Annotated in this window: 22 protein-coding genes; 14 read left to right on the top strand and 8 right to left on the bottom strand. The window is 73.0% G+C overall.

Translation table 11 applies throughout. The features are described from left to right. The first annotated feature begins 31 nt into the window (after window positions 1-31). Genes ACPPVS_RS13070 through rsmD form a run of 3 tightly spaced genes read left to right on the top strand, consistent with a single transcriptional unit; the run spans window position 32 to window position 2,951 of the window. On the top strand, window positions 32-721 hold the full coding sequence (locus ACPPVS_RS13070; RefSeq protein WP_426592691.1) for an ABC transporter ATP-binding protein: 690 nt from the start codon (window positions 32-34) through the stop codon (window positions 719-721). Further along, window positions 718-2,361, top strand: coding sequence for a DUF6297 family protein (locus ACPPVS_RS13065; protein ID WP_426592690.1), 1,644 nt, complete (start codon window positions 718-720; stop codon window positions 2,359-2,361). Before ACPPVS_RS13070 ends, ACPPVS_RS13065 begins: the two co-directional genes overlap by 4 nt. Beyond that, entirely contained in the window at window positions 2,358-2,951 is a 594-nt protein-coding gene (gene rsmD, locus ACPPVS_RS13060; protein ID WP_426592689.1) for a 16S rRNA (guanine(966)-N(2))-methyltransferase RsmD, read from the top strand. The genes ACPPVS_RS13065 and rsmD overlap by 4 nt, the downstream gene beginning before the upstream one ends. Here rsmD and ACPPVS_RS13055 read toward each other — a convergent pair. Next, window positions 2,892-3,476, bottom strand: a complete 585-nt coding sequence (locus ACPPVS_RS13055) for a GNAT family N-acetyltransferase (protein ID WP_426592688.1) — start codon at window positions 3,474-3,476, stop codon at window positions 2,892-2,894. The two genes, rsmD and ACPPVS_RS13055, sit on opposite strands and share 60 nt — an antisense overlap. A gap of 101 nt (window positions 3,477-3,577) precedes the next feature. Between ACPPVS_RS13055 and coaD the strand changes: the two genes are divergently transcribed. From coaD to mutM, 6 genes are all read left to right on the top strand, one after another. Then, window positions 3,578-4,066, top strand: coding sequence for a pantetheine-phosphate adenylyltransferase (coaD, locus tag ACPPVS_RS13050; RefSeq protein ID WP_426592687.1), 489 nt, complete (start codon window positions 3,578-3,580; stop codon window positions 4,064-4,066). Continuing rightward, window positions 4,063-4,557 carry a hypothetical protein gene (locus ACPPVS_RS13045; protein ID WP_426592686.1) on the top strand — a complete coding sequence of 165 codons (495 nt, stop codon included), beginning with the start codon at window positions 4,063-4,065 and terminating at the stop codon, window positions 4,555-4,557. The genes coaD and ACPPVS_RS13045 overlap by 4 nt, the downstream gene beginning before the upstream one ends. A gap of 110 nt (window positions 4,558-4,667) precedes the next feature. Then, window positions 4,668-5,246, top strand: a complete 579-nt coding sequence (locus ACPPVS_RS13040; protein WP_426595978.1) for a YceD family protein — start codon at window positions 4,668-4,670, stop codon at window positions 5,244-5,246. 2 nt (window positions 5,247-5,248) lie between these two features. Next, window positions 5,249-5,446 (top strand): 50S ribosomal protein L32, encoded by a 198-nt coding sequence (rpmF, locus tag ACPPVS_RS13035; RefSeq protein WP_426592685.1) that lies wholly within the window; start codon window positions 5,249-5,251, stop codon window positions 5,444-5,446. 46 nt (window positions 5,447-5,492) lie between these two features. Next, window positions 5,493-6,191, top strand: a complete 699-nt coding sequence (gene rnc / locus ACPPVS_RS13030) for a ribonuclease III (RefSeq protein WP_426592684.1) — start codon at window positions 5,493-5,495, stop codon at window positions 6,189-6,191. Window position 6,192: 1 nt separating this feature from the next. Then, window positions 6,193-7,083 (top strand): bifunctional DNA-formamidopyrimidine glycosylase/DNA-(apurinic or apyrimidinic site) lyase, encoded by an 891-nt coding sequence (gene mutM, locus ACPPVS_RS13025; RefSeq protein ID WP_426592683.1) that lies wholly within the window; start codon window positions 6,193-6,195, stop codon window positions 7,081-7,083. On the opposite strand, the gene ACPPVS_RS13020 is transcribed toward mutM, so the two are convergent. Then, window positions 7,080-8,027: an NAD(P)-dependent oxidoreductase gene (locus tag ACPPVS_RS13020; protein WP_426592682.1), complete on the bottom strand. Its 948-nt coding sequence runs from the start codon at window positions 8,025-8,027 to the stop codon at window positions 7,080-7,082. The two genes, mutM and ACPPVS_RS13020, sit on opposite strands and share 4 nt — an antisense overlap. Window positions 8,028-8,108: 81 nt before the next feature. Here ACPPVS_RS13020 and ACPPVS_RS13015 point away from each other — a divergent pair, with 81 nt between their 5' ends. Then, window positions 8,109-8,729 (top strand): response regulator, encoded by a 621-nt coding sequence (locus ACPPVS_RS13015; RefSeq protein ID WP_426595977.1) that lies wholly within the window; start codon window positions 8,109-8,111, stop codon window positions 8,727-8,729. Between the two features lie 226 nt (window positions 8,730-8,955). Then, on the top strand, window positions 8,956-9,903 hold the full coding sequence (locus ACPPVS_RS13010; RefSeq protein WP_426592681.1) for a hypothetical protein: 948 nt from the start codon (window positions 8,956-8,958) through the stop codon (window positions 9,901-9,903). Window positions 9,904-10,034: 131 nt separating this feature from the next. Here ACPPVS_RS13010 and ACPPVS_RS13005 read toward each other — a convergent pair whose 3' ends face one another. The 6 genes from ACPPVS_RS13005 to ACPPVS_RS12980 are packed head-to-tail and all read right to left on the bottom strand — an operon-like array spanning window position 10,035 to window position 19,678. Beyond that, window positions 10,035-12,041: an MDR family MFS transporter gene (locus tag ACPPVS_RS13005; RefSeq protein ID WP_426592680.1), complete on the bottom strand. Its 2,007-nt coding sequence runs from the start codon at window positions 12,039-12,041 to the stop codon at window positions 10,035-10,037. Window positions 12,042-12,064: 23 nt separating this feature from the next. Next, entirely contained in the window at window positions 12,065-13,723 is a 1,659-nt protein-coding gene (locus ACPPVS_RS13000; RefSeq protein WP_426592679.1) for a GAF domain-containing sensor histidine kinase, read from the bottom strand. Next, entirely contained in the window at window positions 13,716-15,458 is a 1,743-nt protein-coding gene (gene cydC / locus ACPPVS_RS12995) for a thiol reductant ABC exporter subunit CydC (protein WP_426592678.1), read from the bottom strand. Before cydC ends, ACPPVS_RS13000 begins: the two co-directional genes overlap by 8 nt. Then, the gene (gene cydD / locus ACPPVS_RS12990; protein WP_426592677.1) at window positions 15,455-17,098 is read right to left on the bottom strand and encodes a thiol reductant ABC exporter subunit CydD; all 1,644 of its coding nucleotides are present in this window, start codon (window positions 17,096-17,098) and stop codon (window positions 15,455-15,457) included. The genes cydC and cydD overlap by 4 nt, the downstream gene beginning before the upstream one ends. Further along, window positions 17,095-18,162: a cytochrome d ubiquinol oxidase subunit II gene (gene cydB / locus ACPPVS_RS12985; RefSeq protein ID WP_426592676.1), complete on the bottom strand. Its 1,068-nt coding sequence runs from the start codon at window positions 18,160-18,162 to the stop codon at window positions 17,095-17,097. Before cydB ends, cydD begins: the two co-directional genes overlap by 4 nt. A 13-nt stretch (window positions 18,163-18,175) precedes the next feature. Further along, window positions 18,176-19,678, bottom strand: coding sequence for a cytochrome ubiquinol oxidase subunit I (locus ACPPVS_RS12980; RefSeq protein ID WP_426592675.1), 1,503 nt, complete (start codon window positions 19,676-19,678; stop codon window positions 18,176-18,178). 419 nt (window positions 19,679-20,097) lie between these two features. On the opposite strand from ACPPVS_RS12980, the gene ACPPVS_RS12975 reads away from it, so the two are divergent. From ACPPVS_RS12975 to rpmA, 3 genes are all read left to right on the top strand, one after another. Then, window positions 20,098-23,463, top strand: coding sequence for an Rne/Rng family ribonuclease (locus tag ACPPVS_RS12975; protein ID WP_426592674.1), 3,366 nt, complete (start codon window positions 20,098-20,100; stop codon window positions 23,461-23,463). A 274-nt stretch (window positions 23,464-23,737) separates the two neighbouring features. Next, the gene (rplU, locus tag ACPPVS_RS12970; protein WP_426595975.1) at window positions 23,738-24,046 is read left to right on the top strand and encodes a 50S ribosomal protein L21; all 309 of its coding nucleotides are present in this window, start codon (window positions 23,738-23,740) and stop codon (window positions 24,044-24,046) included. A 73-nt stretch (window positions 24,047-24,119) separates the two neighbouring features. After that, the gene (gene rpmA, locus ACPPVS_RS12965) at window positions 24,120-24,380 is read left to right on the top strand and encodes a 50S ribosomal protein L27 (protein WP_426592673.1); all 261 of its coding nucleotides are present in this window, start codon (window positions 24,120-24,122) and stop codon (window positions 24,378-24,380) included. Window positions 24,381-24,480 lie beyond the last annotated feature (100 nt).

Genomic DNA, 24,480 nt, shown 5'->3' with positions numbered 1-24,480 from the left:
GGGCACATCCGGCGCCGATACGCTGGCGAGCGTGTCGAAGCCCGTCATCAGCGCCAAGGACCTGCTCGTCGGTTACGGCGGCGCCCCCGTCTGCGCCCCCGTCACGTTCACCCTCGCGCCCGGAAAGGTCATCGCCCTGGTCGGCGCCAACGGCTCGGGCAAGTCGACGGTGCTGCGCGCCGTGATCGGCCTGCTCGAACCGTCGGGCGGGACGCTGCAGGTGTTCGGCGCCAAGGTTGACGAGCGCGACGTCGCGTTCCGCACCAAGGTCGCCAGCGTCCTCGACGACGACGCATACTTCCCGGCGCTCACGGTGTCCGAGCACCTCTACCTCACGGCCCGCGGTCACGGCGTGAAGGGCGCGGACGGCGTGGTCACCGAGCTCCTCGGCGAGTTCGGCCTGTCCGACCACGCGAAGTCGCTCCCGGTCGCTCTCTCCTCCGGCCAGCGCCGCCGCCTGCTGCTCGCCGCCGGGTTCGTGCGGCCGCGCTCGCTCCTGGTGCTCGACGAGCCCGAGCAGCGCCTCGACCGCGCGATGCGGGACCGGCTCGCGGCCCGGATCGTCGCGGAGAAGAAGGCCGGCGGGGCGGTGCTCGTCGCCACCCACGACCCCGACCTGCTGCGCGCCGTCGCGGACCGCGCGGTGCACGTCTCGGATGAGGTGTCCCGGCTGCTGCCGCCTGACCAGGCCGCCGACCTGATCTCGCGGGAGAACCCGTGAGCGACGACGTCACCGACGACGACGTCGTCCAGGACGACCAGAGCGGCGACGAGGCAGCCGTCCAGCCGTTCGAGCTCAGCCCGATCCCGCGGGCGAAGAGCATCCGCAAGTACACCGCCCAGGCCGCCAGCGTGCGCAGCAGCGCGACGATCGGGTCGCTGCTCGGGGACGTCTACTACGCGGTCATCAGCATCGCGATCGCCATCGGCGTCGCGCTCGGCGCGTCCCAGGCGATGCGGGTGGCGCTGCCGCCCGAGCCCGACATCCGCAGCCCGCTGAACCTGAGCCTGGCGAGCCTCGTGATCGTCATCCTCATCGCGCTGGGCGGCGTCGTGCTGTCGCTGGCCGGCCGGCTGGGGCCGGTGGGCGCCGGCGGCGCCGAGGCCGCCTGGTGGCTGGGCCTGCCCGTCGACCGGCGTGGGCTGCTGCGCCCGTCCGCACGGCGGCTGCCGGTGCTGGCGGGCCTCGTGGTCGCCGTGATCGTCGCCCTCCTCGACGCCGGCCTGCTCGCGGACCAGGGGTCGCGCGTCGTGCGGGTCGCCTCGGCGTCCGCGCTCGTCGCGGCCGGCATCGTGCTCGTCGCGGCGGTCGGTCAGTCGGCCAGCGTCTCGAGGCGCGCGATCGCGTTCCTCGGCGACGTCCTGCTCTTCCTCGCCCCCGTCGTCGCCGTGGTCCTCGCCTCGGTGGGCTCGACGACGAACGAGGTGCCCGCGCCGCCCTGGTGGCTGGTCGGCGTGCTGGTCGTCGTCGCCGTCGCGCTGGCGTACCTCGTCGACTCCCGGCTCGGCCGGATGCCGTCGCGCACGCTGCGCGAGAGCGGGTCGGTGGCCACGCAGGCGGCCGGCGCGGTCGTGTCGATGGACTCGCGCGAGCTCGGCCGGGCGCTCACCGACGGGGCCGCCGCGCCGGTGCGCCGCTGGACGTCCCGGCTGCGGACCGCTCGCGGACCCGCCAGCGCCCTGGTCACCGCCGACATCGTGGTGCTGCGCCGCTCGGCCCGGCACGTCGTGCAGCTGTTCGTCGCGGCCCTCGTCCCCGTGCTGGTCAGCTCGGTGCCGGAGCTGGCGAGCCCGTTCGGCGTGCTGCTCTCGCTCCTCGTCGCCGGGTACGTCGCGATGAGCGCCACGGGCGAGGGGGCCCGCCGCGCCGAGATGGCGCCGATCCTGGACCGCCTCCTGCCGATCGAGGCGCAGAGCGTCCGGCGCCTGCGCATGATCGTGCCCGCCGGCGCGATGGCGCTGTGGTCGGTCGTCGCCTTCGCGGCCGTGGGTCGCTGGGCGTCCGACGTGCCCAACTGGATCGTGCTGGGGCTCATCGCGACGCCCGTGTGGGCGGCCGCGGCCGTGCGCTCGTCCTACCGGCCGGCCCCGGACTGGGGCGGCGCGCTGGTCTCGACGCCCATGGGCGCCCTGCCCACGGGGGTCGCCACCGTCCTGGCGCGGGGGCCGGACGTCGTGGTCCTCGGCCTGCTGCCGGTCTGGATCGCGGTGCTGCTGCGCACCATCAACACGCCGCTGATGATCGCCCAGATCGTGCTGTCGGCCATCGCGGTCGCCATCGCGTCGTCGATCAAGAAGGGCTCCCTCATGGAGCGGATGATGGACGCCCAGGAGAACGCCAAGGCGGGAGCCGCGCGGTGACGCGGATCGTCGCGGGCTCCGTCGGCGGCCGGATCCTGCAGGTGCCTCGCAGCGGCACCAGGCCGACCAGCGACCGGGTCCGGGAGGCGCTGTTCTCGCGCCTCGAGCACCTCGACGTGGTGGACGGCGCACGCGTGCTGGACCTCTACGCGGGCTCGGGCGCGCTCGGCATCGAGGCGGCGAGCCGCGGGGCCGCCCAGGTGACGCTGGTCGACTCGGGCCGCGACGCAGCCGACGTGTGCCGCCGGAACGTGGCGGCGCTGGGCCTCGGGGACCGGGTCGTCGTCGCGGCCGAGAAGGCCGACCGGTTCGTGCAGCGCCCGGCGACCTGGGACCTCGTCCTCGTCGACCCGCCGTACGACGTCACCGAGGACGAGCTCGCGGCAGTCCTCGCGCCCGTGGCCCTCTCGGCGCACGGCGTGCTCGTCGTCGAGCGGGGTCGCCGCTCGCCCGAGCCCGTCTGGCCGGGTGCGATGGTGCGGCTCGACCGGCGCGCGTACGGCGACACCGTGATGTGGTTCGCGGAGGCGTCACGGTCCGTGCAGGACGGTCAGCCGGGGACCGCCGAGGTCCAGGCCGCCGACGGCTGAGAACCCCGCCCGTTCGTAGAACGGCAGGTTCCGGGGGTCGCTCGTCGCCAGGTACGTGCCCACTCCGTCGCGACGAGCCTGCCCGACCCCGACGTCGAGCAGCTCCCGCCCGATCCCGCGGCCCTGGTGCTCGGGCGCGACGGCGAGATAGTTGAGGTACGCGGCGGGCTCTTTCGGCGCGAACGCCGCCGCCCGGCCGAGCGCCGCGAGGATCTCTCCGGCGCGGGCGGGCCCGACGAGCAGCGCGAGCACGCGGTCCGGTGCGGGCAGCGACCCAGGGACCGCGGGACGGTCCGGCAGGCGCCACGCCGCGACACCCACCACGCACCCGTCCAGGCGGGCGACGTCCGCGCGGCCGCCCGCGAGGTAGCGGTCGACCGACGGGCCGAGCCAGGCGGCGCAGGCGCCCTCTCGAGTCGCCGCGTCCGGCAGGGCCCAGACCATCAGCGGGTTGTCCCGGTAGGCGCGCGCCAGGACGGTGCGGAGCGCGGGGGAGTCCGCCCAGGTCGCCGGCTCGATGGACACCGGGGGCACAGAGGGCACTGCGGGCGCTGAGGGCACTGACCGACACTAGGGCGCCGCGTGTGGGTCGCGACCTGGCGCACCCGCTGGCCTACCCTGACCTGGTGACCATCGCCGTGTGCCCCGGGTCGTTCGACCCGATCACCCTCGGGCACGTCGACGTGGTCCGCCGCGCTCGCTCGATGTTCGACGAGGTCGTCGTCGGTGTGGCGACGAACTCCGGCAAGTCCGCCCTGCTCGACGTCGACGCCCGGGTGGAGCTGGCCCGGACGGCGCTGGCGGGTCTTGACGGGGTGCGCGTGGAGCGCGTCGCGGGGCTCCTCGCCGACTTCCTGCGGGTGAACGGCGCGAACGCGGTGGTCAAGGGTCTGCGCGGCGGCGCGGACTTCGATGCGGAGCTGCCCATGGCGCTCATGAACCGGCACCTCGCCGGGGTCGAGACGGTGTTCGTGGTGGGTGACCCGGCGCTGGCGCACATCGCGTCGTCGCTGGTCAAGGACGTGGCACGCTACGGCGGCGACATCGACGACCTCGTTCCGCCCGGTGTGGCGGACGCGGTGCGTGCAGCAGTGGGACGAAAGGACGGACGATGACCGAGCAGACCGAGCAGGACCCGAGCACCCGGCCCGAGGGGCTGACCGGCGTGCTGGACGCGATCGCCACGGCGGTCGCCTCGGCGCGCGCCATGCCGATGTCGTCCTCGGTGCTGGTGAACCGCGCCGAGCTGCTGGACCTGGTCGAGCAGGCGCGCGACGTGCTGCCCACGCAGCTGACCCGCGCGGACCAGGTGCTGGCGGACGCCTCGGCGGCGCGTGCGGAGGCGCAGGCCGGCGCCGACGAGATCCTGGCGCGGGCGCGCCGCGACGCCGAGGAGCTGGTGTCGCAGGAGGCGGTCGTCGTCGCCGCGCGGGAGCGTGCCGCCGCCCTGGTCGCCGAGGCCGAGGAGACCGCCGAGCGGCTGCAGCGCGACGCGGACGACTACTGCGACCGGCGGCTCGCAGACTTCGAGATCGACCTGGGCAAGGTGCTGGGTCAGGTGCAGGCGGGCCGCGCGAAGCTCGCCGGGCGGCTGGGCGGCGAGTGAGACGTCCGCCACCCGCCGACGATTTGGGTGGCCCGTCGTCCGTACCGTAGAGTTGTCCGTTGGTTCTGCCGGACATGGCACGGACCGAGATCAACGAGGGGACCCTGGCCGTGCAGCGCCCTGTTCACCTCGATCGTGGTTCGCCCTTCGTGCTCGACACGCACGAGCTCGGCCGGCGCCCAGGATCGACGCGAACCGTGCAGCGCACCCTGGCTGCCCCCGAGGATCTCGGTACTGACGTGATCGGCGTCCCCACCGGGAACGACGTCGAGCTGGATCTGCGGCTCGAGGCGGTCATGGAGGGGGTCCTGGTCACCGGATCCGTCCGCGGCCGGGCGATCGGGGAGTGCGTACGCTGCCTGGGCGAGGTCATCGAGGATGTCGATGTCCAGCTCACGGAGCTGTTCGTGTATCCCGAGCGCGCGGCGGTCGCGGCCGAGGACGGCGACGAAGAAGAAGACGTGCGCGAGCTCGAGGGCGATCTGATCGACCTCGAACCCGTGCTGCGAGACACGGTCGTTCCGGCTCTGCCGTTCCAGCCGCTGTGCCGCCCCGACTGCCCAGGTCTGTGCTCCGAGTGTGGAGCCCGGCTGGCGGACGACCCTGACCATTCGCATGAGACGCTTGATCCTCGCTGGGCCGCTCTGGGCGGCCTCGTGAGCTCGAACGACGAGACGAAAGAGAGCTAGCCGTGGCTGTTCCGAAGCGCAAGATGTCGCGCAGCAACACCCGTGCGCGTCGGTCGCAGTGGAAGACCACTGCCACGACGCTCCACACCTGCCCGAAGTGCAAGGCGAACAAGATGCCCCACACGGCCTGCCCGTCGTGCGGCACCTACAAGGACCGCGCCTACGCCGAGGCCGTGCGCACGGAGTTCGAGGTCCGCTGACCTTGTCGGACGCCGTTCCGCCGCACGACTTTTCCGGAGGTCCGGCGTGAACGACGCGGCAGACCAGCTGCTCGAGAAGCTCGGGGTCCGACTGGACCCCGAGCTTCTTGTGCTTGCCCTGACCCACCGGTCGTTCGCGCACGAGGCCGGCGGGCTGCCCACCAACGAGCGGCTCGAGTTCCTCGGCGATACGGTCCTGGGCCTGGTCGTCACCGAGTCGCTGTACCGGACGCACCCCACGCTCTCCGAGGGCTCGCTCGCAAAGATGCGAGCGGCCACCGTGTCGCAGCGCGCGCTCGCCGTCGTGGCCCGCGAGCTCGACCTCGGCAGCTACGTGCTGCTGGGCAAGGGTGAGGTGTCCACGGGCGGCGCCCAGAAGGACTCGATCCTGTCTGACACGCTCGAGGCGATGTTCGGTGCCGTCTACCTGTCGCACGGCCTGGAGACGGCGCGCGTCCTGGTCGAGCGGCTCGTGGGCCCGTCGTTGGTGGCCGCGGCCGACCTCGGTGCCGGTCTGGACTGGAAGACGTCGTTGCAGGAGCTGTCCGCCGCGATGGGCCTGGGCGCACCGGTCTACGACGTCGACGGCGAGGGACCGGACCACGCCCGCACGTTCACGGCGCGCGCGGTCGTCGACGGCGTGGCTCGGGGCGTCGGCGTCGGGCGTGCCAAGAAGGTGGCCGAGCAGGACGCCGCAGCGGACGCGTACCGCGTGCTCGAGGAGCTGCGGGCGGCGCAGGCCTGACGTGCCCGAGCTGCCCGAGGTCGAGACCGTCCGCGACGGGCTGGCCAGGCACGTCCTCGGCCGGTCGGTGCTGAAGGTCGAGGTCAGCCGCGACTACAGCGTGCGCCGGCACGTCGGGGGGCCGCTCGACTTCGCCGGCCGGCTGGCGGGTCGCCGGTTCGACGCCGCGGTCCGGCGCGGAAAGTTCCTCTGGCTGCTGCTGGACGAGCCGGACGACGCCCTGCTGGCCCACCTGGGCATGAGCGGTCAGCTGCTGGTGCGCACCGAACCGGTCGACCACCCGCACCTGCGCGTCCGGCTCACGCTCGACGAGGGGTACCTGGACTTCGTCGACCAGCGGACGTTCGGGCACCTGAGCGTCCCGGACCTGGTGCCGACGCCGGACCACGGACCCGGCGGCCTGGGCTCGTCTCGACCGGTCCTGCCCGAGCCCGTCGCCCACATCGCCCGTGACCTGCTCGATCCCGCGCTCGACCACGACGCGTTGGTGCGGGCGGTCCGGCGCCGCAAGACCGGCCTGAAGCGTGCGCTGCTCGACCAGACGCTGGTCTCGGGCATCGGCAACATCTACGCCGACGAGGGTCTGTGGCGGGCGCAGCTGCACTACGCGCGCCCCACGGAGACGCTCCGCGTGGCGGAGGTCGAGCGCGCGCTGGCGGGTGCGCGTGAGGTCATGACGGAGGCGCTCGCGCAGGGCGGCACCAGCTTCGACGCCCTCTACGTGAACGTGAACGGGAACTCCGGGTACTTCGACCGGTCGCTCAAGGTGTATGCCCAGGAGGGCCGGCCGTGCCCGCGCTGCGGCACGCCGATCCGTCGCGACGAGTTCATGAACCGCTCGTCGTACAGCTGTCCGCACTGCCAGCCGCGCCCGCGCAACGGCCGCTTCTAGGCTCGCGGCACCACGTTCCGCTGCTCGGCACCCGACAGCAGCGCCAACAGGTTCTCCGTCACCAGCTCACCTGCGCCCAGCGGTCGCCCGCCCGCCGCGTGCGGGGTGACGAGGATCCGCGGCTCGGTCCACAGCGGGGAGTCGGCGGGCAGCGGCTCCGTGTCGAAGACGTCGAGCGCGGCGCCCGCGATCCGGCCGTGCCTGATCGCCGACAGCAGGGCGTCCTCGTCCAGCACGGCGCCGCGGCCGACGTTGACGACGAACGCGTGGTCGGGCAACAGCTCGAAGACCGGCCCGTCCACCACGCGGGTGTTCTGCGGCGTCGCCGGCAGCAGCGAGACCAGGACGTCCGTGTGGGGGAGCGCGTCGGGCAGGTCGAACGTGGAGAGGACGGGGTAGCCGTGCCGGGTGCCGGCGGTCCGGGCGACGCCCTGGACCTCGGCACCCAGGGCCGTCAGCAGGGGGGCCAGCCGGCCCGCGATCGAGCCGAAGCCCCAGATCAGGACGCGCGCCTCGGCCAGGCTGCGGAACTCCAGGCCCGGCCGGAACTCCTGCATCCCGCCGAGGTCGTCCGCCCAACGGTGCTCGTCCTGCGCGCGGACGCAGTCGGGCAGCCGACGAGCCAGCGCCAGCAGCAGCGCGAGCGTGTGCTCGGCTACCGGCCCGTCGTGCAGCCCGCGACCCGACGTGATCACCACGTCGGGCGCGAAGCCGGCCGCCAGCACGGAGTCGGGACCCGCGGCGAGGGTCTGCACCCAGCGCAGCCGGGTCAGCCGACGGGCCGCGTCGGACAGCTGCCCGTGCCCGTTCCCCCAGACCACCAGGGCCTCGGCGTCGAGCGCGTCGTCGGGCAACGGTTCGGCGACGTCGTAGCGGACGACGTGGACTCCGTCCGGGACGACGGGCTCGTCGGACATCGAGGAGGGCAGCAGGAGGGTCGTCACCCTCGCTACGATGCCACCGTGCCCGCCAGCAGCGCTCCCGCAGAGGTCGAGGCTGAGCAGATCCATGTGCCCATCTCGGTGATGATCGTCGACGATCACGAGGTCGTGCGTCGAGGGATCGCCGAGGTGGTCGACCGTGCCGACGGGATGCGCGTCGTGGCCGAGGCGAGCTCCGTGGCCGAGGCGCTGCAGCGCGCCGCGCTCGTGCACCCCCGGGTGGTGCTCGTGGACCTGGCGCTGCCCGACGGCACGGGGATCGACCTGATGCACGCCCTGCGCAGGTCGTTGCCGGAGACGCGTTCGATCGTGCTCACCTCGTTCGACGAGGAGGACGCCATGGACGCGGCGCTCGAGGCCGGTGCCGCGGCGTTCCTGCTCAAGACGGTGCGCGGCACCGACATCTCCGACGCCATCCGTGCGGTCGCGGCTGGCCGGATGCTGCTCGACGAACGGTCGGTCACCCGTCACCGGTCGGGACACCCGGACCTGACCCGCACGCTCACGCCGAGCGAGCTGCGTGTGGTCGACCTCATCGGCGACGGCCTGTCGAACCGGCAGATCGCCGAGCGCCTGGGCGTCGTCGAGAAGACCGTGAAGAACCACATCACGTCGATCCTGGCCAAGCTGAGCCTGCAGCGCCGGACACAGGTGGCCGCGCTGGTGGCGTCCCGCAGGCACTCAGGCTGGCGCGGCGACGCCTAGCCGAGGTCCGTCGTACCCCGACCCGGCCACCGCCCACTCCCTGCCACTCGCGCCCACTCCTCCCGCGAAGTCGTGACAAGGCGACGAAGTCGTCAGCTGCAACCCACGACGTCGTCGCCAACTCACGAGTTCGGCGCCGACGAGCCTGAGCCGTCCCCAGGGCCAGGTCGTCCGCAGATGTCCCGGCGGTCGGCGACGACGGCATCGGGACGACGATCGTGTCGTCATGCCCAGACGACCGAACGACACCGCACCGATCCCGAGGGTCGCGCTGCCGGCGGTCGCGCTCGCGCGGCACCACCCGGAGACGGTGGTGCGCGAGCAGGTCCGCTCGGGTCGATGGGAACGGGTGGCCCGCGGTATCTACCTGCCCACGACTCCGTCACCCGATCCGTCACGAGATCGCGAGGTGGCGCTCGCCCGCATCGTCGGGGTGCACGACCGGCTCGATGCACCGCACTGGTTCAGCCACGTCTCCGCGGCCCTGCTCTGGGGTCTACCTGTGTGGGCATCCCCGACCACGACGCACCTGTACCGAGCGCACGGTGCCGGCATCGACAGCGACCGGCGGGTCACGAGCCACACCAGTGTGCCGCCCGCGGCCGAGCTCGCCGCGATCGGAACCCTTCCCGTCACGACGCTCGAACGCACTGTCGTCGACTGCGCGTCAGGCCTTCCGCCGCTCGCAGGGTTGGTCATCGCGGACTCAGCGCTGCGCGCGGGAGCCGACGTCGGAGTCATCGACTCGATCGTGGAGGCGCGCTCGGTACGACGAGGGATCGCGCGAGCGCGCGCGGTGATCGCGCTCGCCGACGGCGGTGCCGAGTCGCCGGGGGAGTCGGCGACCCGGTTCGTGGTGCTGCGGGACGGACTTCCTGTCCCGACGACACAGATCGCCGTGCCGACACGCCTCGGCGTCTTCTGGTCGGACCTGGGCTGGCCGCAGTGGCGGTTGCTGCTCGAGTACGACGGTCGTTCGAAGTACTCCGACGCCGCGTCGGAACAGTTCATGCGGGAGAAGCGCCGGCACGACGCCGTGGTGGAAGCCGGCTGGCGCGCCTTACGGGTGACGAAGGAGGACCTCACCGGCAGCACGCTGACCCGCCGGATCCTCCCGTTGCTGCCAGCCGAGGTTCGAGTGGGCCTCCTCCGCCGCCGCGACCTGATGGGGTGAAGGTCCGGGCGTCGGCCGAAGTCGTGACCTTCCGACGAGGACGTGGGTCGCAACCGACGAGTTGGTCGGAGAGTGACGAATTCGGGCTCCGGATCCGGCGGACCCGGGGCTCCGGCCGGCCGGAGCCCTGCCTAGCGCAGGAGGCCGGCCGGGGCCGGGTCGTCGCGCCAGAGGCGTTCGGTCACCTGCTCGACCAGGGCGTCGACATCGGGTTCGTCGGCACCCTGCCACTGGTCGATCATCGTGCGCAGCTTGGCGCGCTCGTTGTTCTTGAGCTGCTCGGCGACCGCGTCGCCGGCCACGGTCGGTGTCACCGTCTGGCCGTCGATCGATACCAGGCCCCTGTCGCGCAGGGACTCGGCGGTATGGACCACGGCAGCCCGTTCGACGCCCGACTTCTCGACCATGACGTCGATGGTCCGTGATCGGACGGCCGAGACGCGGGACAGCAGCCAGCTCTGCCCGGGCGTCACGTCGACGTCGAGACCCTCGTTGAGGATCGCGTACGCCCGGAGGGGATCCTGGTGGCCGACCTGGCGCCAGAGCAGCAGGCGCAGCTCTTCGTAGGACGTGCGGCTCGCGGGCAGCGCGAACGACTCGCCGGGGTCGGGGCGGCTGGCGGCGGTGCGGAGCGTGACCTCCGGGATGAGCCAGGCGAGGACGAAGGCCAGCGCACCGACGGGGACCGCGTACAGGAAGATCGTGTGGATCGCGTCCGAGTACCCGTCGAGGAACCAGTTCTGGACGGCCGGTGAGCACGAGGCGAGCGCCTCGGACGTGGCGCTGAGCGCGGGCGCCGCGCAGGGCCCCACCGCGTCCGCCGGTGGGGCGACAGCGAGGTTGCTGGTCAGCTTCGACGTGAACACGGAGCCGAACACCGCCACCCCGACGCAGCTGCCGATCGTCCGGAAGAAGGTCGCACCGCTGGTGCCGACGCCCAGGTCGCGGTACTCGACCGCGTTCTGCACGGCCAGGACGAGCACCTGCATGACCAGGCCGAGCCCGGCGCCGAGCACGAACATCGAGAGCCCGGACTGCAACGAGGTGGTCTCGCGGCTCATCAGCGAGAGGAGGTAGAGCCCGATGGTGAACACCGCCGTGCCGACGATGGGGAACACCTTGTACCGGCCGGTGCGGCTGATCAGCTGGCCGCTGCCGATCGAGGTGAGCAGCAGCCCGAGCATCATCGGGATCATCTCGAGGCCGGACTGCGTGGGCGTCGCGCCCTGGACCTGCTGGAGGTAGAGCGGCAGGTAGGTGATCGACCCGAACATCGCGAAGCCCACGACGAAGCCGACGACCGCGGTGGTGGAGAACACGCGGTTCTTGAAGAGCCGCAGCGGCATGACCGGCTCGGGGACGCGGGCCTCGACGAACCCGAACGCCACGACGCAGACGACCGCGAGAACCCCCAGCCCGATCACCTGGACCGAGTCCCACGCCCAGGTCCGACCACCCAGGCTGGTGACGAGCACGACGGACGTCGCGAACGTGGCGAGCAGCAGGATGCCCGCGTAGTCGATCTTCGGGGACCGCGTGGACCGCGTCACGGGTAGCACCGCGAGCACGACCGCGAGCGCCACGGCACCGATCGGCAGGTTGATGTAGAAGACCCACCGCCAGCTGAAGTTGTCCACGAAGAAGCCGCCCAGCAGCGGCCCCGCGACGCTGGAGATCCCGAAGACGGCCCCGAACGCGCCCTGGTACCGGCCGCGCTCCCGGGCGGGGACGACATCACCGATGATCGCCTGCGACAGGACCATGAGCCCGCCACCGCCCGCGCCCTGCACCGCTCGCCAGATGATGAGCTGCGTCATCGTCTGCGAGGTCCCGGCCAGTGCCGAGCCGACCAGGAAGATGACGATGCAGGTGACGAAGAGGATCTTGCGGCCGTAGAGGTCGCCCAGCTTGCCCCACAACGGCGTGGTCGCCGTCGAGGCGAGCATGTACGCGGTGACCACCCAGGACAGGTGCTCCGCGCCGCCGAGGTCGCGCACGATCGTCGGCAGGGCCGTCGCGACGATCGTCTGGTCGAGCGCCGCCAGCAGCATGGCGAGCATGAGCCCGCCGAAGATCGCCCAGATCGCGCGTTGCGTGAGCTGGGCGCCCGGAGCTGGTTCCACCTGTGCCTGCGCCACCGAGACCTCCCCGACCCCGTCGGTCAGGGCAACGGCGCCGACCAGACGAGCTGCGTGCCCCCGCCCTGGTGCGGCGACCCCAGACTGAACGTCCCACCTCGCGCGCGGGCCCGCGAGGCGAGATTGGCGGAGCCCGAGCGGCGGGCGGGTCCGGTCGGCATCCCGTGGCCGTCGTCGTCGACCTCCACGACCACCCCGGACGACGTCACGGCGAGCCGCACGTCGACCCGGTGGGCCTCCGCGTGGCGGGCGGCGTTGGCGAGCGCCTCGCGCAGGACCGCGACGACGTCGCCGGCGAGCGGGCCCGCGACGCGCTCGTCCAGCCGGTCCTCGTCGAGGTCACCCTCGGCCACGGGCGAGCCGTCGAGGGTCGCGACGAAGGTGGGCGCGAAGCCGAGCCCCGTCCGCGCCAGGTCGATCTCCCGGCGCAGGCGTGCGACGACGCCGACGCCACCGTCGGGGTCGCGCAGGTCGTGCACGATGTGCCGGATCTCCCGCACGGAGCCGTCGACGCTCTCCAGGGCGTCGTCGACGATGCCGGTGAGCTCGGTGGCGTCGACCCCGCGCGCGGCTCGTCGGCGCACCGTCTCCAGCTGCAGCCCGGTGGCGAACAGCTGCTGGATGGCCAGGTCGTGCAGGTCCCGCGCGATCCGCTCGCGCTCGTCGAGCAACGTCGCCGCGTCCTGAGCGGCACGCGCCTCGGCCAGCACGTATGCGAGGGCGGCCTGCTCCGCGAACGAGACGGCGGTGCCCAGGTCGGCGTCGTCGAACAGCGCGCCGCCCACCCGGCGCAGCAGGATCAGCACCCCGAGCCCGCGACCCGGGGCGCGGAACGGCGCGAAGAGCGCGGGTCCGAAGGCGCGCATCGCCGGCACGGCGACCGGCGTCGCGGCCTGCAGGGAGGCGACCGTCATGCCCCTGCCGGTCATCAGGACGGCGTTCGCCCGGGAGCCGGTCGGCATGGGCGCCCCGAGCAGGTGGTGGCTGTCCTGCCCGGACGTGAGCTCGACCAGGAGCTCGCCGTCGACCCCGGGAAGCGCGAGCGCGACCGTCTCGGCGCCGCCCACCTCCCGGGCCGTCGAGGCGATGAGCCGGAGGGCGTCCTCGGCGTCGACCCCCTTGAGCAGCATCGTCGTGATGGCCTGCTCCGCCCGGAGCCACGTCTCGCGCTGGTCCGCCTCCGCGAACAGCTGGGCGTTCGCGATCGCGGCACCGGCGGCCGCGGCCAGCGCCTCGGCGATCTTCTCGTCGGCGGCCGTGAACGGCACCGGCTTGCCCGCCAGGTACAGGTGCCCGAACACCCGCGTGCCTACGTGCAGCGTCGCGCCGAGGAACGTCGTCGGCGTCCCGACGCGCCCGAACCCGTCGAAGGACGGGTGCCGACGCAGGTCGGCCAGCCGGTGCGCGCCCTGTGCGGGCAGGGCGCCGAGGACCGCCGGGCGCTGCGGACCGTCGCGGAGGGCCTTGGCCAGGGCGCCCGCCTGGCCGGTCCGCACGAAGGTGATCGACCGGCCGTGCGCGTCGCGGACGTCGATGGCGCCGTACCTCGCGCCGGTCAGTCGGGCGCTGACGCGGACGAACCGGTCGAGGACGGTGTCGAGGTCGACCTCGCCGGCGACCGAGACCATGGCGTCGAGCAGCTGGTCGAGCATGTCGGGCGTCAGCGGGGCCGCGTCAGGCACGAGCAGTCCCTCCGCCCTCGCTCTCCAGGTCCAGCGCCTCACGGTAGCCGGGAACGCCGGCCCGCAGGTCGGCATGCGAGCCGCGGGCCCGGACGCGTCCGCCGTCGAGCCACAGCACGTCGTCCGCCGCCGCGAGCGGCGTGAGGCGGTGCGTCACGACGACGACACCGCGGGGGTCCCGCAGCAGGTCGGTGACCAGCGCGTCGGCCGTGGCCGGGTCGAGGTGCTCGGCGGGCTCGTCGAGCAGGAGCAGGGGTGCCGACGAGAGCAGGGCGCGGGCCACGAGGAGGCGGCGGCGTTCGCCGCCGGAGACCGTGCGGGCGTCGGGGCCGAGCAGGGTGTCGAGACCTTCCGGCAGCCCGGCCAGCCAGGGTCCCAGAGCTACGCGTCCCAGCGCCGCCGTCGCCTCGTCGCGCGTCACGTCGCCGCGGGCCACCCGCAGGTTCTCCAGGACCGTCGTGCCGAACACGTGCGCGTCCTCGGTGCCCACCAGGACGGTCGCGGTGACCGCCTCGCGTCCGTAGTCGGCGACAGGCACGCCGTCCAGCGTCAGGGCGCCCGACCGAGCGGGCAGGAGTCCGGCGAGGGTCAGCAGCGTCGTCGTCTTGCCGGTGCCCGACGGGCCGACGATCGCGATCGAGCGACCGGGTCGGAGCGCGAGGTCGAGGTCGTCCACGACCGTCGGGCCGTCCGGCCAGGCGCACGACAGCGCGACCGCCTCGAGCGACGGCACGGGTCGGCGTGCGTCATCCTGCACCGCGACGGGCCCGGCCGCGCCGTCGTCGAGGAGCGCTAGCACCCGGGCGGCCGCGGCGCGCGAACGGTGCACCTGGATCATGGCTGCGGGCAGCAGGGTGGTCGCCTCGAACGCGGCGAGCGGTGTCAGCACGATGACGGCGAGGTCGACGGCCGAGAGCCGGCCCGAGGTCACGGCCGGGATCCCGGTGACGAGCGCGGCGAGGACGGCCAGCCCGACGGCCAGCTGTCCGAGCCCCGCGGCGAGCGCTGCCGACGGTGCGCCGTGGTCGGTCGCGTCCGCGATCTGTTCGTCGGCGACGCGCAGCGCGGTCAGCTCCTGCGCCACGCGGCCGCCGACCGAGAGCGGACCGGCGTCGTCGAGCAGCCCGAGCGCCGCGGCCGTCATGTCGGACCGGCCCTGCGTCGCACGCTGCTCGCTGATCCGTGCGCCACGCGACGCGAGCGCCGGCGCGGCCACGCCCGCGAGCACGAGGCAGGCGGCGAGCGCGAGCCCGGCCGGCGGCCAGAACAGGCACATCGCCACCGAGGTCAGCAGCCCGAGCAGCGTCGCGACGCCGATCGGCAGCAGCCCGCGGACGACGACGTCGCCCACGGCGTCGACGTCCGCCCCGACCCGGGCGAGCAGGTCGCCGCGGCGCAGTCGCACCAGCGCGTCGGGTCGGCCGACGGCGAGCCGGTCGTAGAGGGTCGTGCGCAGCTGGGTCATGCCGCGCAGTGCGACGTCGTGCGAGACCAGCCGTTCGACGTAGCGCAGGACCCCGCGCCCGATGCCGAACGCGCGGACCGCGACCGTCGCGACGGACAGCGCGAGCACGTCGGGCATCTGCGAGGCGCGGGCGATCAGCCAGGCGGCGGTGCCGGCGAGGGCGACGGCGCAGCCGAGGGCCAGGGTGCCCAGCAGCAGGGCGAGGGCCGCGCGTGTCCGGTCGACGTCGAGCAGCATCACGCCACGCCGAAGGGTCCCGGCGGGCCTCATGCCGGCACCGCCGTGTCCATCGTGTCGACCGCGCTGCGGACCTCCACGACGACGTCGGCGCAGGCCACCAGCGAGGGCCGGTGCGCGACGAGGAGGACCGTCCGACCGGCCTCGCGCAGGGCCCGGACGGTGTCCAGGACCACCGCCTCGCCGGCCGCGTCGAGGTGCGCGGTCGGCTCGTCGAGGATCACCAGGGGAGCCTCCGAGACCAGGGCCCGGGTCAGGGCGACCCGCTGCCGCTGACCGAGGCTCAGACCCTCCCCGCCGCGGCCGAGCTCGGTCTGCCAGCCGTCGGGGAGCGTCGCCAGGACCGCGTCGAGACCCGTGCGCGCGGCCGCTGCGGCGTCCGGTCGCCCGACGATCGACGCGATCGTGCCCGGTTCGAGCACCGGTCGCTGGGGGAGCCAGGAGACCTGGGACCACAGCGTCGCCGGGTCGACGTCGGCGAGGTCGAGCGTCCCGACCGTCGCCGACCCCGCGTCGGGCCGGACCAGGCCCAGCAGGACCTCGACGGCGGTGGTCTTGCCGACGCCGCTGGGTCCGGTCAGTGCGACCACGGTGCCGGGACGCAGGGACAGGTCGAGGGCGGCCGGGGTGCGTCCGCCGGCGGTCCGCACGCTGACGCTGGTCAGCGCGATCGTCGCGGTGCTCAGGTCGGGCGCGGGGGTGGTGCCTCGGGGGAGGACCGGTGTCTCCAGGACGGCGAACGCCTGCGCCGCGGCCGCGACCCCGTCGGCGGCCGCATGGAACTGCGTCCCCACCTGGCGCAACGGCAGGAACACCTCGGGGGCCAGCACGAGCACGGCGATCCCGGTGGTCAGCGCGAGGTCGCCGGACACGAGCCGCAGCCCGATCGCGACGGCCACCAGCGCGACCGACAACGTGGTCAGCAGCTCGAGGACCATGCCGGACAGGAACGCGATCCGCAGGGTGCCCATCGTGGCCTCGCGGTGGGCGTCGCCGAGCACGCGCACGCGTGCGCCCTGCCCACGCTCGCGGCCGTGCGCGCGCAGCGTGGGCAACCCGGACAGGAGGTCGAGCACCTGCGCACCGAGCCGCTGCATCGCGACGAGCCCGCGCTCGGACCGCCCCTGCGTGAGGCGGCCGATCAGGATCATGAAGATCGGCACCAGCGGCAGGACCGCGACCATGATCGCCGCCGACACCCAGTCCAGCCCGAGCACCACCAGCAGGACGCCGGGGGTCACGGTGGCGGCGAGCAGCAGCTGCGGCAGGTAGCGGACGAAGTACGGCTGCAGGTTGTCGAGGCCGCGGGTGGCCAGCGTGGCGACCGCCGGTCCCTCGCCGGACGCGAGCCAGCGCGGGCCGAGCGCCACGGCGTGCTCGACCACCTGCTCGCGCAGCTCAGCGATCGTCGCGGTCGCCGCGCGGTGCGCGAACCGCTCCTGACCGGCGGTCACGAGCATCCGTGCGACCACGACGACCGCGAGCCACGCGATCGTCGGTGCGAGCGAGGCGAGCGTCGCGCCGTCGTGGACCGCGGAACCGAGAGCGTGCGCGAGCAGCAGCGCCTGGCAGACGACGAGCGCCGCGGTGACCACGCCGAACGCCGTGGTCAGGTAGACGTAGCCCCGGGCCGACCGGGCGTACCGGAGCAGCCGGGGATCGAGCGGCCTCACCCCTTCTCAGCCGGCTCGGGCTCCAGCGGCGGGACCTTGTCGAACGTCAGGCCCGTGTGCTCGGGGATGCTCGACGACGAGATCCGCTTGCGGAACACCCAGTACGTCCAGCCCTGGTAGATCAGGACGATCGGCGTGAGGACGACGGCCACCCACGTCATGACGACGAGCGTGTAGTGCGTCGAGGACGCGTTGCTGATGGTCAGCGAGTTGGCAGGGTCGAACGCCGGCATCACGTCGGGGTACATCGAACCGAAGATCAGCACCACGGCCGCGATGATCGCCACGGCGGAGGCGCTGAACGCGAGCCCCTCGCGACGACCCCGCGCCGCGACCACGACCACGACGAGCGAGACGGCGGCGACCGCTACGGCGATCCACGTCCACGCCACCGAGTAGGCGACCTGCGCCCACATGGCCCAGGCGGCCGCCACGACGAGCGTGACGATCGACGACCGTGCCGCGAACGTGCCGGCGCGGTCCCGGATCGAGCCGTCGGACTTGAGGGCCAGGAACACCGCCCCGTGCGTGAGGAACAGGAGCAGCGTCGTCACGCCGCCGAGGAGCGCGAACGGGTTGAGCAGCGCCCAGAAGCCCCCGACGTACTGGTGGTCGGCGTCGAGCTCGACCCCGCGCACGAGGTTGGCGAACGCGACGCCCCAGAGCATGGAGGGCACGAACGACCCGAAGATCAGCGCGCCGTCGGCGAGCGAGCGCCACCGGTCGCTGTTGATCTTGCCGCGCCACTCGAACGCCACGATGCGCACGATGAGGGCGACCAGGATGAGCAGCAGCGCCAGGTAGAAGCCGGAGAACATCGTGGCGTACCACTCGGGGAAGGCCGCGAACGTGGCGCCGCCGGCCGTGATCAGCCACACCTCGTTGCCGTCCCAGACCGGCCCGATCGTGTTGATCATGACGCGGCGGTCCCGGTCCCGCTGGGCCCGGTCCCCGCGGGCGAGAAGGCCGAGCAGCATGCCGACGCCGAAGTCGAAGCCCTCCAGGACGAGGTAGCCGGTCCAGAGGACGGCGATGAGCAGGAACCACACGACGGTCAGATCCATGGCCGGGCTCCTCTCAGTACGCGAACGACAGCGGGCGGGCCGCGGCGTCCGGGTCGTTGGGGTCGACGTGGTTCTCGGGGTTGTCGGGGCTCGGGTCGTGCTCCGTGTCCGCGACGCCCTGGATCGTGTAGCGATGCATCAGGCGGTACCAGAACACGGCGAGCACCCCGTAGAGCAGCGTGAAGGTGACCAGCGACGTGACCACGGTCCCGGTCCCGACGACGGTGGACACGCCGCGCTGCGTCAGCAGCCAGACGCCGTCGACGCCCGTGGGGTTCGGGGCCACCACCCACGGCTGGCGGCCCATCTCGGTGAAGATCCAGCCGAACGACGACGCGAGGAACGGCGTCACGATGGCGACGATGCCGAGCCGTCCGATCCAGACGTTGCCGGTCACCCGACCGCGCCGCGTCACCCAGAACGCGAAGACGGCGAGCGCCGCCGAGCCGATGCCGAACCCGATCATCAGACGGAACGACCAGTAGGTGATCAGCAGGTTCGGCTGGTAGGAGATCGGGTTGCCGGCGTCGTCGGTGAAGCCGTACTTCGCCTCGTACTGCTTCTGCAGGTCCTCGACGCCGGGCAGGGGAGCGCTCCAGTCGCCGCTGGCCAGGAAGCTCGTGAGGCCCGGGATCTCGATGACGTGCCGCACGCCCTCGCAGGAGTTGCTGAGGTCGCCGATGGCCAGCAGGGAGAACGACGCGCCGTCCACCGTCTCGCACAGGGCCTCCGCCGACGACATCTTCATCGGCTGCTGCTGGAACATGAGCTTGGCCTGCTGGTCGCCGCTCAGCGCCACCCCGGCGCCGGCGACGAACATGACGATGACGCCCAGCACGACGGCCGGCCGGTAGACGTCGCGCGCCTTGTCCACCTGCCCGGCGCGCACCAGCCGCACCATCCACCAGGCCGAGATGCCCGCGACGAAGGTGCCGGCCGTGACGAACGCCGCGGTGATCGTGTGCGGGAACGCGGCCCACAGCGTCGAGTTGGTGAGCACCGCGCCGATGTCGTTCATCTCGGCGCGGCCGGTGGCCTCGTTCCAGACCGCACCCACGGGGTGCTGCATCCACGAGTTCGCCGCGAGGATGAAGAACGCGGACAGGTTGGTGGACAGCGCGACGAGCCAGATGGTGGCGAGGTGCACCTTCTTCGGGAGCTTGTCCCAGCCGAAGATCCACAGGCCGAGGAACGTCGACTCGACGAAGAACGCGGCCAGCGCCTCCATGGCCAGAGGAGCCCCGAACACGTCGCCGACGAACCGCGAGTACTCCGACCAGTTCATGCCGAACTGGAACTCCTGGACGATGCCGGTGGCCACGCCGATCGCGAAGTTGATCAGCAGCAGCTTGCCGAAGAACTTGGTCAGCCGCAGCCACCGCTCGTTGCCGGTGACCACCCAGATGGTCTGCATGATCGCGACCAGCGGCGCGAGCCCGATCGTGAGCGGCACGAAGATGAAGTGGTAGACGGTCGTGACGCCGAACTGCAGGCGGGCCAGGTCGAGCGGGTCCACGGGAGCCCTCCGTCGGGGGTGGTCGAGGCGGTCAGCCCCATCCTGCCCCTCCCGGCCGGGCTTGCGACCAGGGACCTTTGGCAGGTTCGCCACATCCGGCGTCTGCGATACGACTCGTGCGGAGCGTCGCTGCGACCGGGGGATCGCTGTGCGATACTGGCCGCGGCTCCCTGGGCGACCACACCGTCACGGGACCCTTGAGCTCGCAGCATCACCTTGTCGTGCGCGCCAGCCGCCGCCCTGCCAGCCGGACGCCCCAGATCGGGACGCCGGCCCGGCCTCGCAGGCGATGGCGCCGACCCGGTGCAGCAGCCACGACCGCCGACTTTCCGTCGCCGCGCAGAACGCGTGCGACGACCGACCTGCCGAGTACCGCCTGATGTGTGGGTGGCGATGCCCGGTACCCAGGAGCACTTCGCGTGACCGACGAGAACACCCTCACCAACGCAGCAGCGACGAGCGCCGAGGGTGAGGCAGCAACGACCGCCCCGCGCCGTCGTCGCGCCACCCGCGTCACCGCGGCGCCCAGCAACGAGGCCGCGGCCGAGGCCGTGACGACGCTCCCGGCTGTCGAGCCGGCCGCCGTCGAGGCTGCCGTCGCGCCGGTGGCGCAGGCCGAGCCCGCCGCGCCGCCCGCGGCACCCGTCAAGAAGTCCCGCCGCGTCACCCGCACGGTCGTGCCCGTGAGCGCCGACGAGGTCGCCTCCGCCGAGCCCGTCGCGGAGCCGGCCGCCACCGAGCCCGACGCCGCCACCGAGCCCGCTGCCGCCACCGAGCCCGCTGCCGCCACCGAGCCCGACGCGGTCGCCGAGCAGGCCGATGCGCCCGAGGAGGCCGCGCCTGCCAAGGCGCCGCGCCGCCGCCGAGCGAGCACCCGTCCCGTCGCGACGCCGGAGCCGGTGGCCGAGCCGGAGCCGACCGAGGACGAGGTCGTCGCCGAGGACGAGGCGCCCGTCGCGCCCACGATCGACGTGCTCGCGGAGCTCGCCGCGAACCCGCCGGCCTCCGCAGAGGCCGCTGGGTCGGTCGCGCCTGTCGCGTCCACCACCAGCACCACGACGACCGGACCGCGGTTCGCCACCACCGCCCTGCTGTTCCAGGCGCCGGACCCGAGCGCGACCCGCCCCCGCCGCCGGCGCGCCCAGGCGAGCACCGGTTCGCCGGAGGAGATCTCCGAGGCAGCGCACCGCGTGGAGGCCGAGACCGTCGAACCGGCCGCGCTCGAGACCGTCGACGCGCCCGAGGCCGAGGCAGCTGCGAGCGAGACCGGCTCGCCGGCGTCGCGCAGCTCGCGCCGCCGCGGCCGCCGTGGTCGCAGCGGCGGGGCCGCCGGGGGCGCGGGCACCGACAAGTCGCAGGACGACGAGACCGACGACGCCGACGACCTCGAGGCCGCCTTCGCGCGGGACCTCGCGCAGGATCTCGCGCAGTCGCAGGACCGTGCCGACGCGGATGACGCGGACGACGCCGGCGCAGCAGACCAGGACGACGACGAGTCCGACGACGAGGACGGCGACGACGGCGAGGGTGCCGACGGCGCAGCGACGGGCGCGGGCGCACCGCGCCGTCGTCGTCGCCGCGGCGGCCGCGGGCGGCGCAGCCGCTCCGACGGTCCGGCGTCGCAGGGCGCGTCCGACGACGACGAGCCCGACGACGGTGCTGCCGGCGACGAGTCGGACGGCGCCGACGAGGACGACACGGACGAGAACGGGTCGGACGAGGCGGGCTCGAGCCGTCGTCGTCGGCGCCGTCGTCGGGGGTCCTCGGGCGGTCAGGGCGAGGGCGGCGGCGGCGAGCCGCGCACGGCTCGCCCCCGGACGCCGAGCGACGAGGTCACCGCGCTGCGCGGCTCGACCCGGCTCGAGGCCAAGCGCCAGCGGCGCCGCGACGGTCGGGACGCCGGTCGACGTCGCCAGATCATCACCGAGTCGGAGTTCCTGGCGCGCCGCGAGTCCGTCGAGCGCACGATGATCGTGCGCGAGAAGAACGAGCGCACGCAGATCGCGGTGCTCGAGGACGGCGTGCTGGTCGAGCACTACGTGTCCAACCAGGCGCAGACGTCGATGGTCGGCAACGTGTACCTCGGCCGCGTGCAGAACGTGCTGCCGAGCATGGAGGCCGCCTTCGTCGACGTCGGCAAGGGCCGCAACGCCGTGCTCTACGCGGGCGAGGTCAACTGGGACGCGACCGGCCTCGAGGGCGGGTCCGCCCGTCGGATCGAGCAGGCGCTGAAGTCCGGCGACCCCGTGCTCGTGCAGGTCACCAAGGACCCGATCGGCCACAAGGGCGCGCGCCTGACCTCGCAGGTCACGCTCGCCGGCCGCTACCTCGTCTACGTGCCCGGTGGCGGCATGACCGGCATCAGCCGCAAGCTGCCCGACACGGAGCGCAACCGCCTCAAGCGGATCCTGCGCGAGATCGTCCCGGACTCCGCCGGCGTCATCGTTCGCACCGCGGCCGAGGGGGCCTCGGAGGACGAGCTGCGCGCCGACATCGCCCGCCTGCAGGGTCAGTGGGAGGCGATCGAGAAGAAGTCGAAGACCGCGTCCGCGCCGGCGTTGCTGCAGGGCGAGCCGGACATGGCCATCCGCGTCGTCCGCGACATCTTCAACGACGACTTCAGCAAGCTCGTCGTCGAGGGTGGCGAGGCCTGGTCGACGATCTCGTCCTACATCGACGAGCTCGCGCCGGACCTCGCGCAGAAGGTCGAGCGCTGGACGTCCCAGACCGACGTGTTCTCCGTGCACCGCATCGACGAGCAGCTGGCCAAGGGCATGGACCGCAAGGTCTGGCTGCCGTCGGGTGGCTCGCTCGTGATCGACCGCACCGAGGCCATGACCGTGGTCGACGTCAACACCGGCAAGTTCACGGGCTCGGGCGGCACGCTCGAGGAGACGGTGACGCGCAACAACCTCGAGGCCGCCGAGGAGATCGTCCGCCAGCTCCGGCTGCGCGACATCGGCGGCATCATCGTCATCGACTTCATCGACATGGTGCTCGAGTCCAACCGCGACCTGGTCCTGCGCCGCCTGGTCGAGTGCCTCGGGCGCGACCGCACCAAGCACCAGGTGGCCGAGGTCACCTCGTTGGGCCTCGTGCAGATGACCCGCAAGCGCGTCGGCCAGGGTCTGGTCGAGGCGTTCAGCGAGACGTGCGAGCACTGCCACGGTCGCGGCTTCATCGTGCACGACGAGCCCATCGAGAAGAACAACCAGCGGCCCGAGGCGGGCGAGCAGCAGGCGCCGAGCAACGGCGACGGTGCCGCACCGCGGTCGCGTCGCAAGCGCGGCGGGACGGCCAAGGAGCCGGTATCCCACGCGCCGCACGCGGGCGTGCCGGTCCTGCCCGAGGCGCGTGAGGCCGTCAAGGCCACCCTCGCGACCATCGCGGCGGCCGCGGCGCACGCGCACGAGCACGACCACGACCACGCCCCGGCCGGCGCTCCGGACCAGGAGTCGCCCGTCGACGAGGTCGGCGAGGTCGAGACCGAGCAGGTCGCGCCCGCGCCGCCGGCGCTGGACGTGTTCGCCGAGCTCGCGGTCTCGCACCCAGAGGCCACCGTGGCGGGCCCGCAGGAGTCGGCGCAGGAGGAGCTGGAGGAGCTGGAGCTCACCCCGGTCCCGGCCGACGTGTTCGAGGCTGACGCCGAGGACGAGGCTGAGAACGAGGCTGAGAGCGAGGCCGAGGACGAGTCCGAGCGCGAGGCCGGGGACGAGTCCCAGGAGGAGCCCTCGGTCGAGCACGAGACCGAGAACGAGTCCCACCAGGAGCACGAGCAGCACTGAGCCCGCTCGGGGGCGGCGTGCGTTCGGTCACGTCGCCCGCGGGGGGAGCCGTCCAGGTTTGACCCTGGCGCGTGCGGTCCGTACTCTTGAACGTCGGCGCGTCGTGCGCGCTGATCATGCGTGCCGCTCTATTCCGATAGATCAGCGTCGACGCGAACCCCCACGGGAACCGGTGCACACCGGTGGTGCGGGATGTGCGCGGACGTCGGCAGGTAGCGCAGGTACAAGCAGTTCTATGACATTCGCAGTTCGACGAGCAGAGATGAGCAGCAACGTGGTGTACGCGATCGTGAAGGCTGGCGGCCGCCAGGAGAAGGTCGCTGTCGGCGACGTCGTCGTCGTCGACCGCCTCTCCGCGCAGGCCGGCTCGACCGTCGAGCTGACCGCCCTGCTGCTCGTCGACGGTGCGACGGTCACCACCGACGCCTCGGCGCTGGCCAAGGTGAAGGTGACGGCGGAGGTCGTGCGGGACGAGAAGGGTCCCAAGATCGACATCCTCAAGTACAAGAACAAGACCGGCTACCGCAAGCGCCAGGGTCACCGCCAGAAGCTGACCCGCCTCAAGGTCACCGGCATCTCCTGATCTCGCGCCGTCGGCCGTACGGCCACAGGCACGCCCAGCCCCCCACACTTCTGAGCACGAAAGCAGGTTCGTCATGGCACACAAGAAGGGCGCGAGCTCCTCGCGCAACGGTCGCGACTCGAACGCCCAGCGCCTGGGCGTCAAGCGCTTCGGTGGCCAGGTCGTCAAGGCCGGCGAGATCATCGTCCGCCAGCGCGGCACGCACTTCCACCCCGGCGTGAACGTCGGCCGTGGCGGCGACGACACCCTGTTCGCCCTGGCGCCCGGTGCGGTCACGTTCGGCACCCGTCGCGGCCGCAAGGTCATCGATGTCGTGGCTGCCGCCCAGGTCTGAGACCTCGGCATGACGACGCGGCACCTGTCCGCGTCGCAGATTCTTGTGGATGGGGCGCACCGGTGCGGTGCGCCCCTTTCGCGTGTGAGTACACAATGAG

The sequence above is a fragment of the Cellulomonas sp. McL0617 genome (assembly GCF_049994875.1).
In the GTDB taxonomy this organism is placed as follows: Bacteria; Actinomycetota; Actinomycetes; order Actinomycetales; family Cellulomonadaceae; genus Cellulomonas.
The sequence above is the reverse complement of the archived record's forward strand: the minus strand, read 5'-3'. Positions and strand labels throughout refer to the sequence as shown.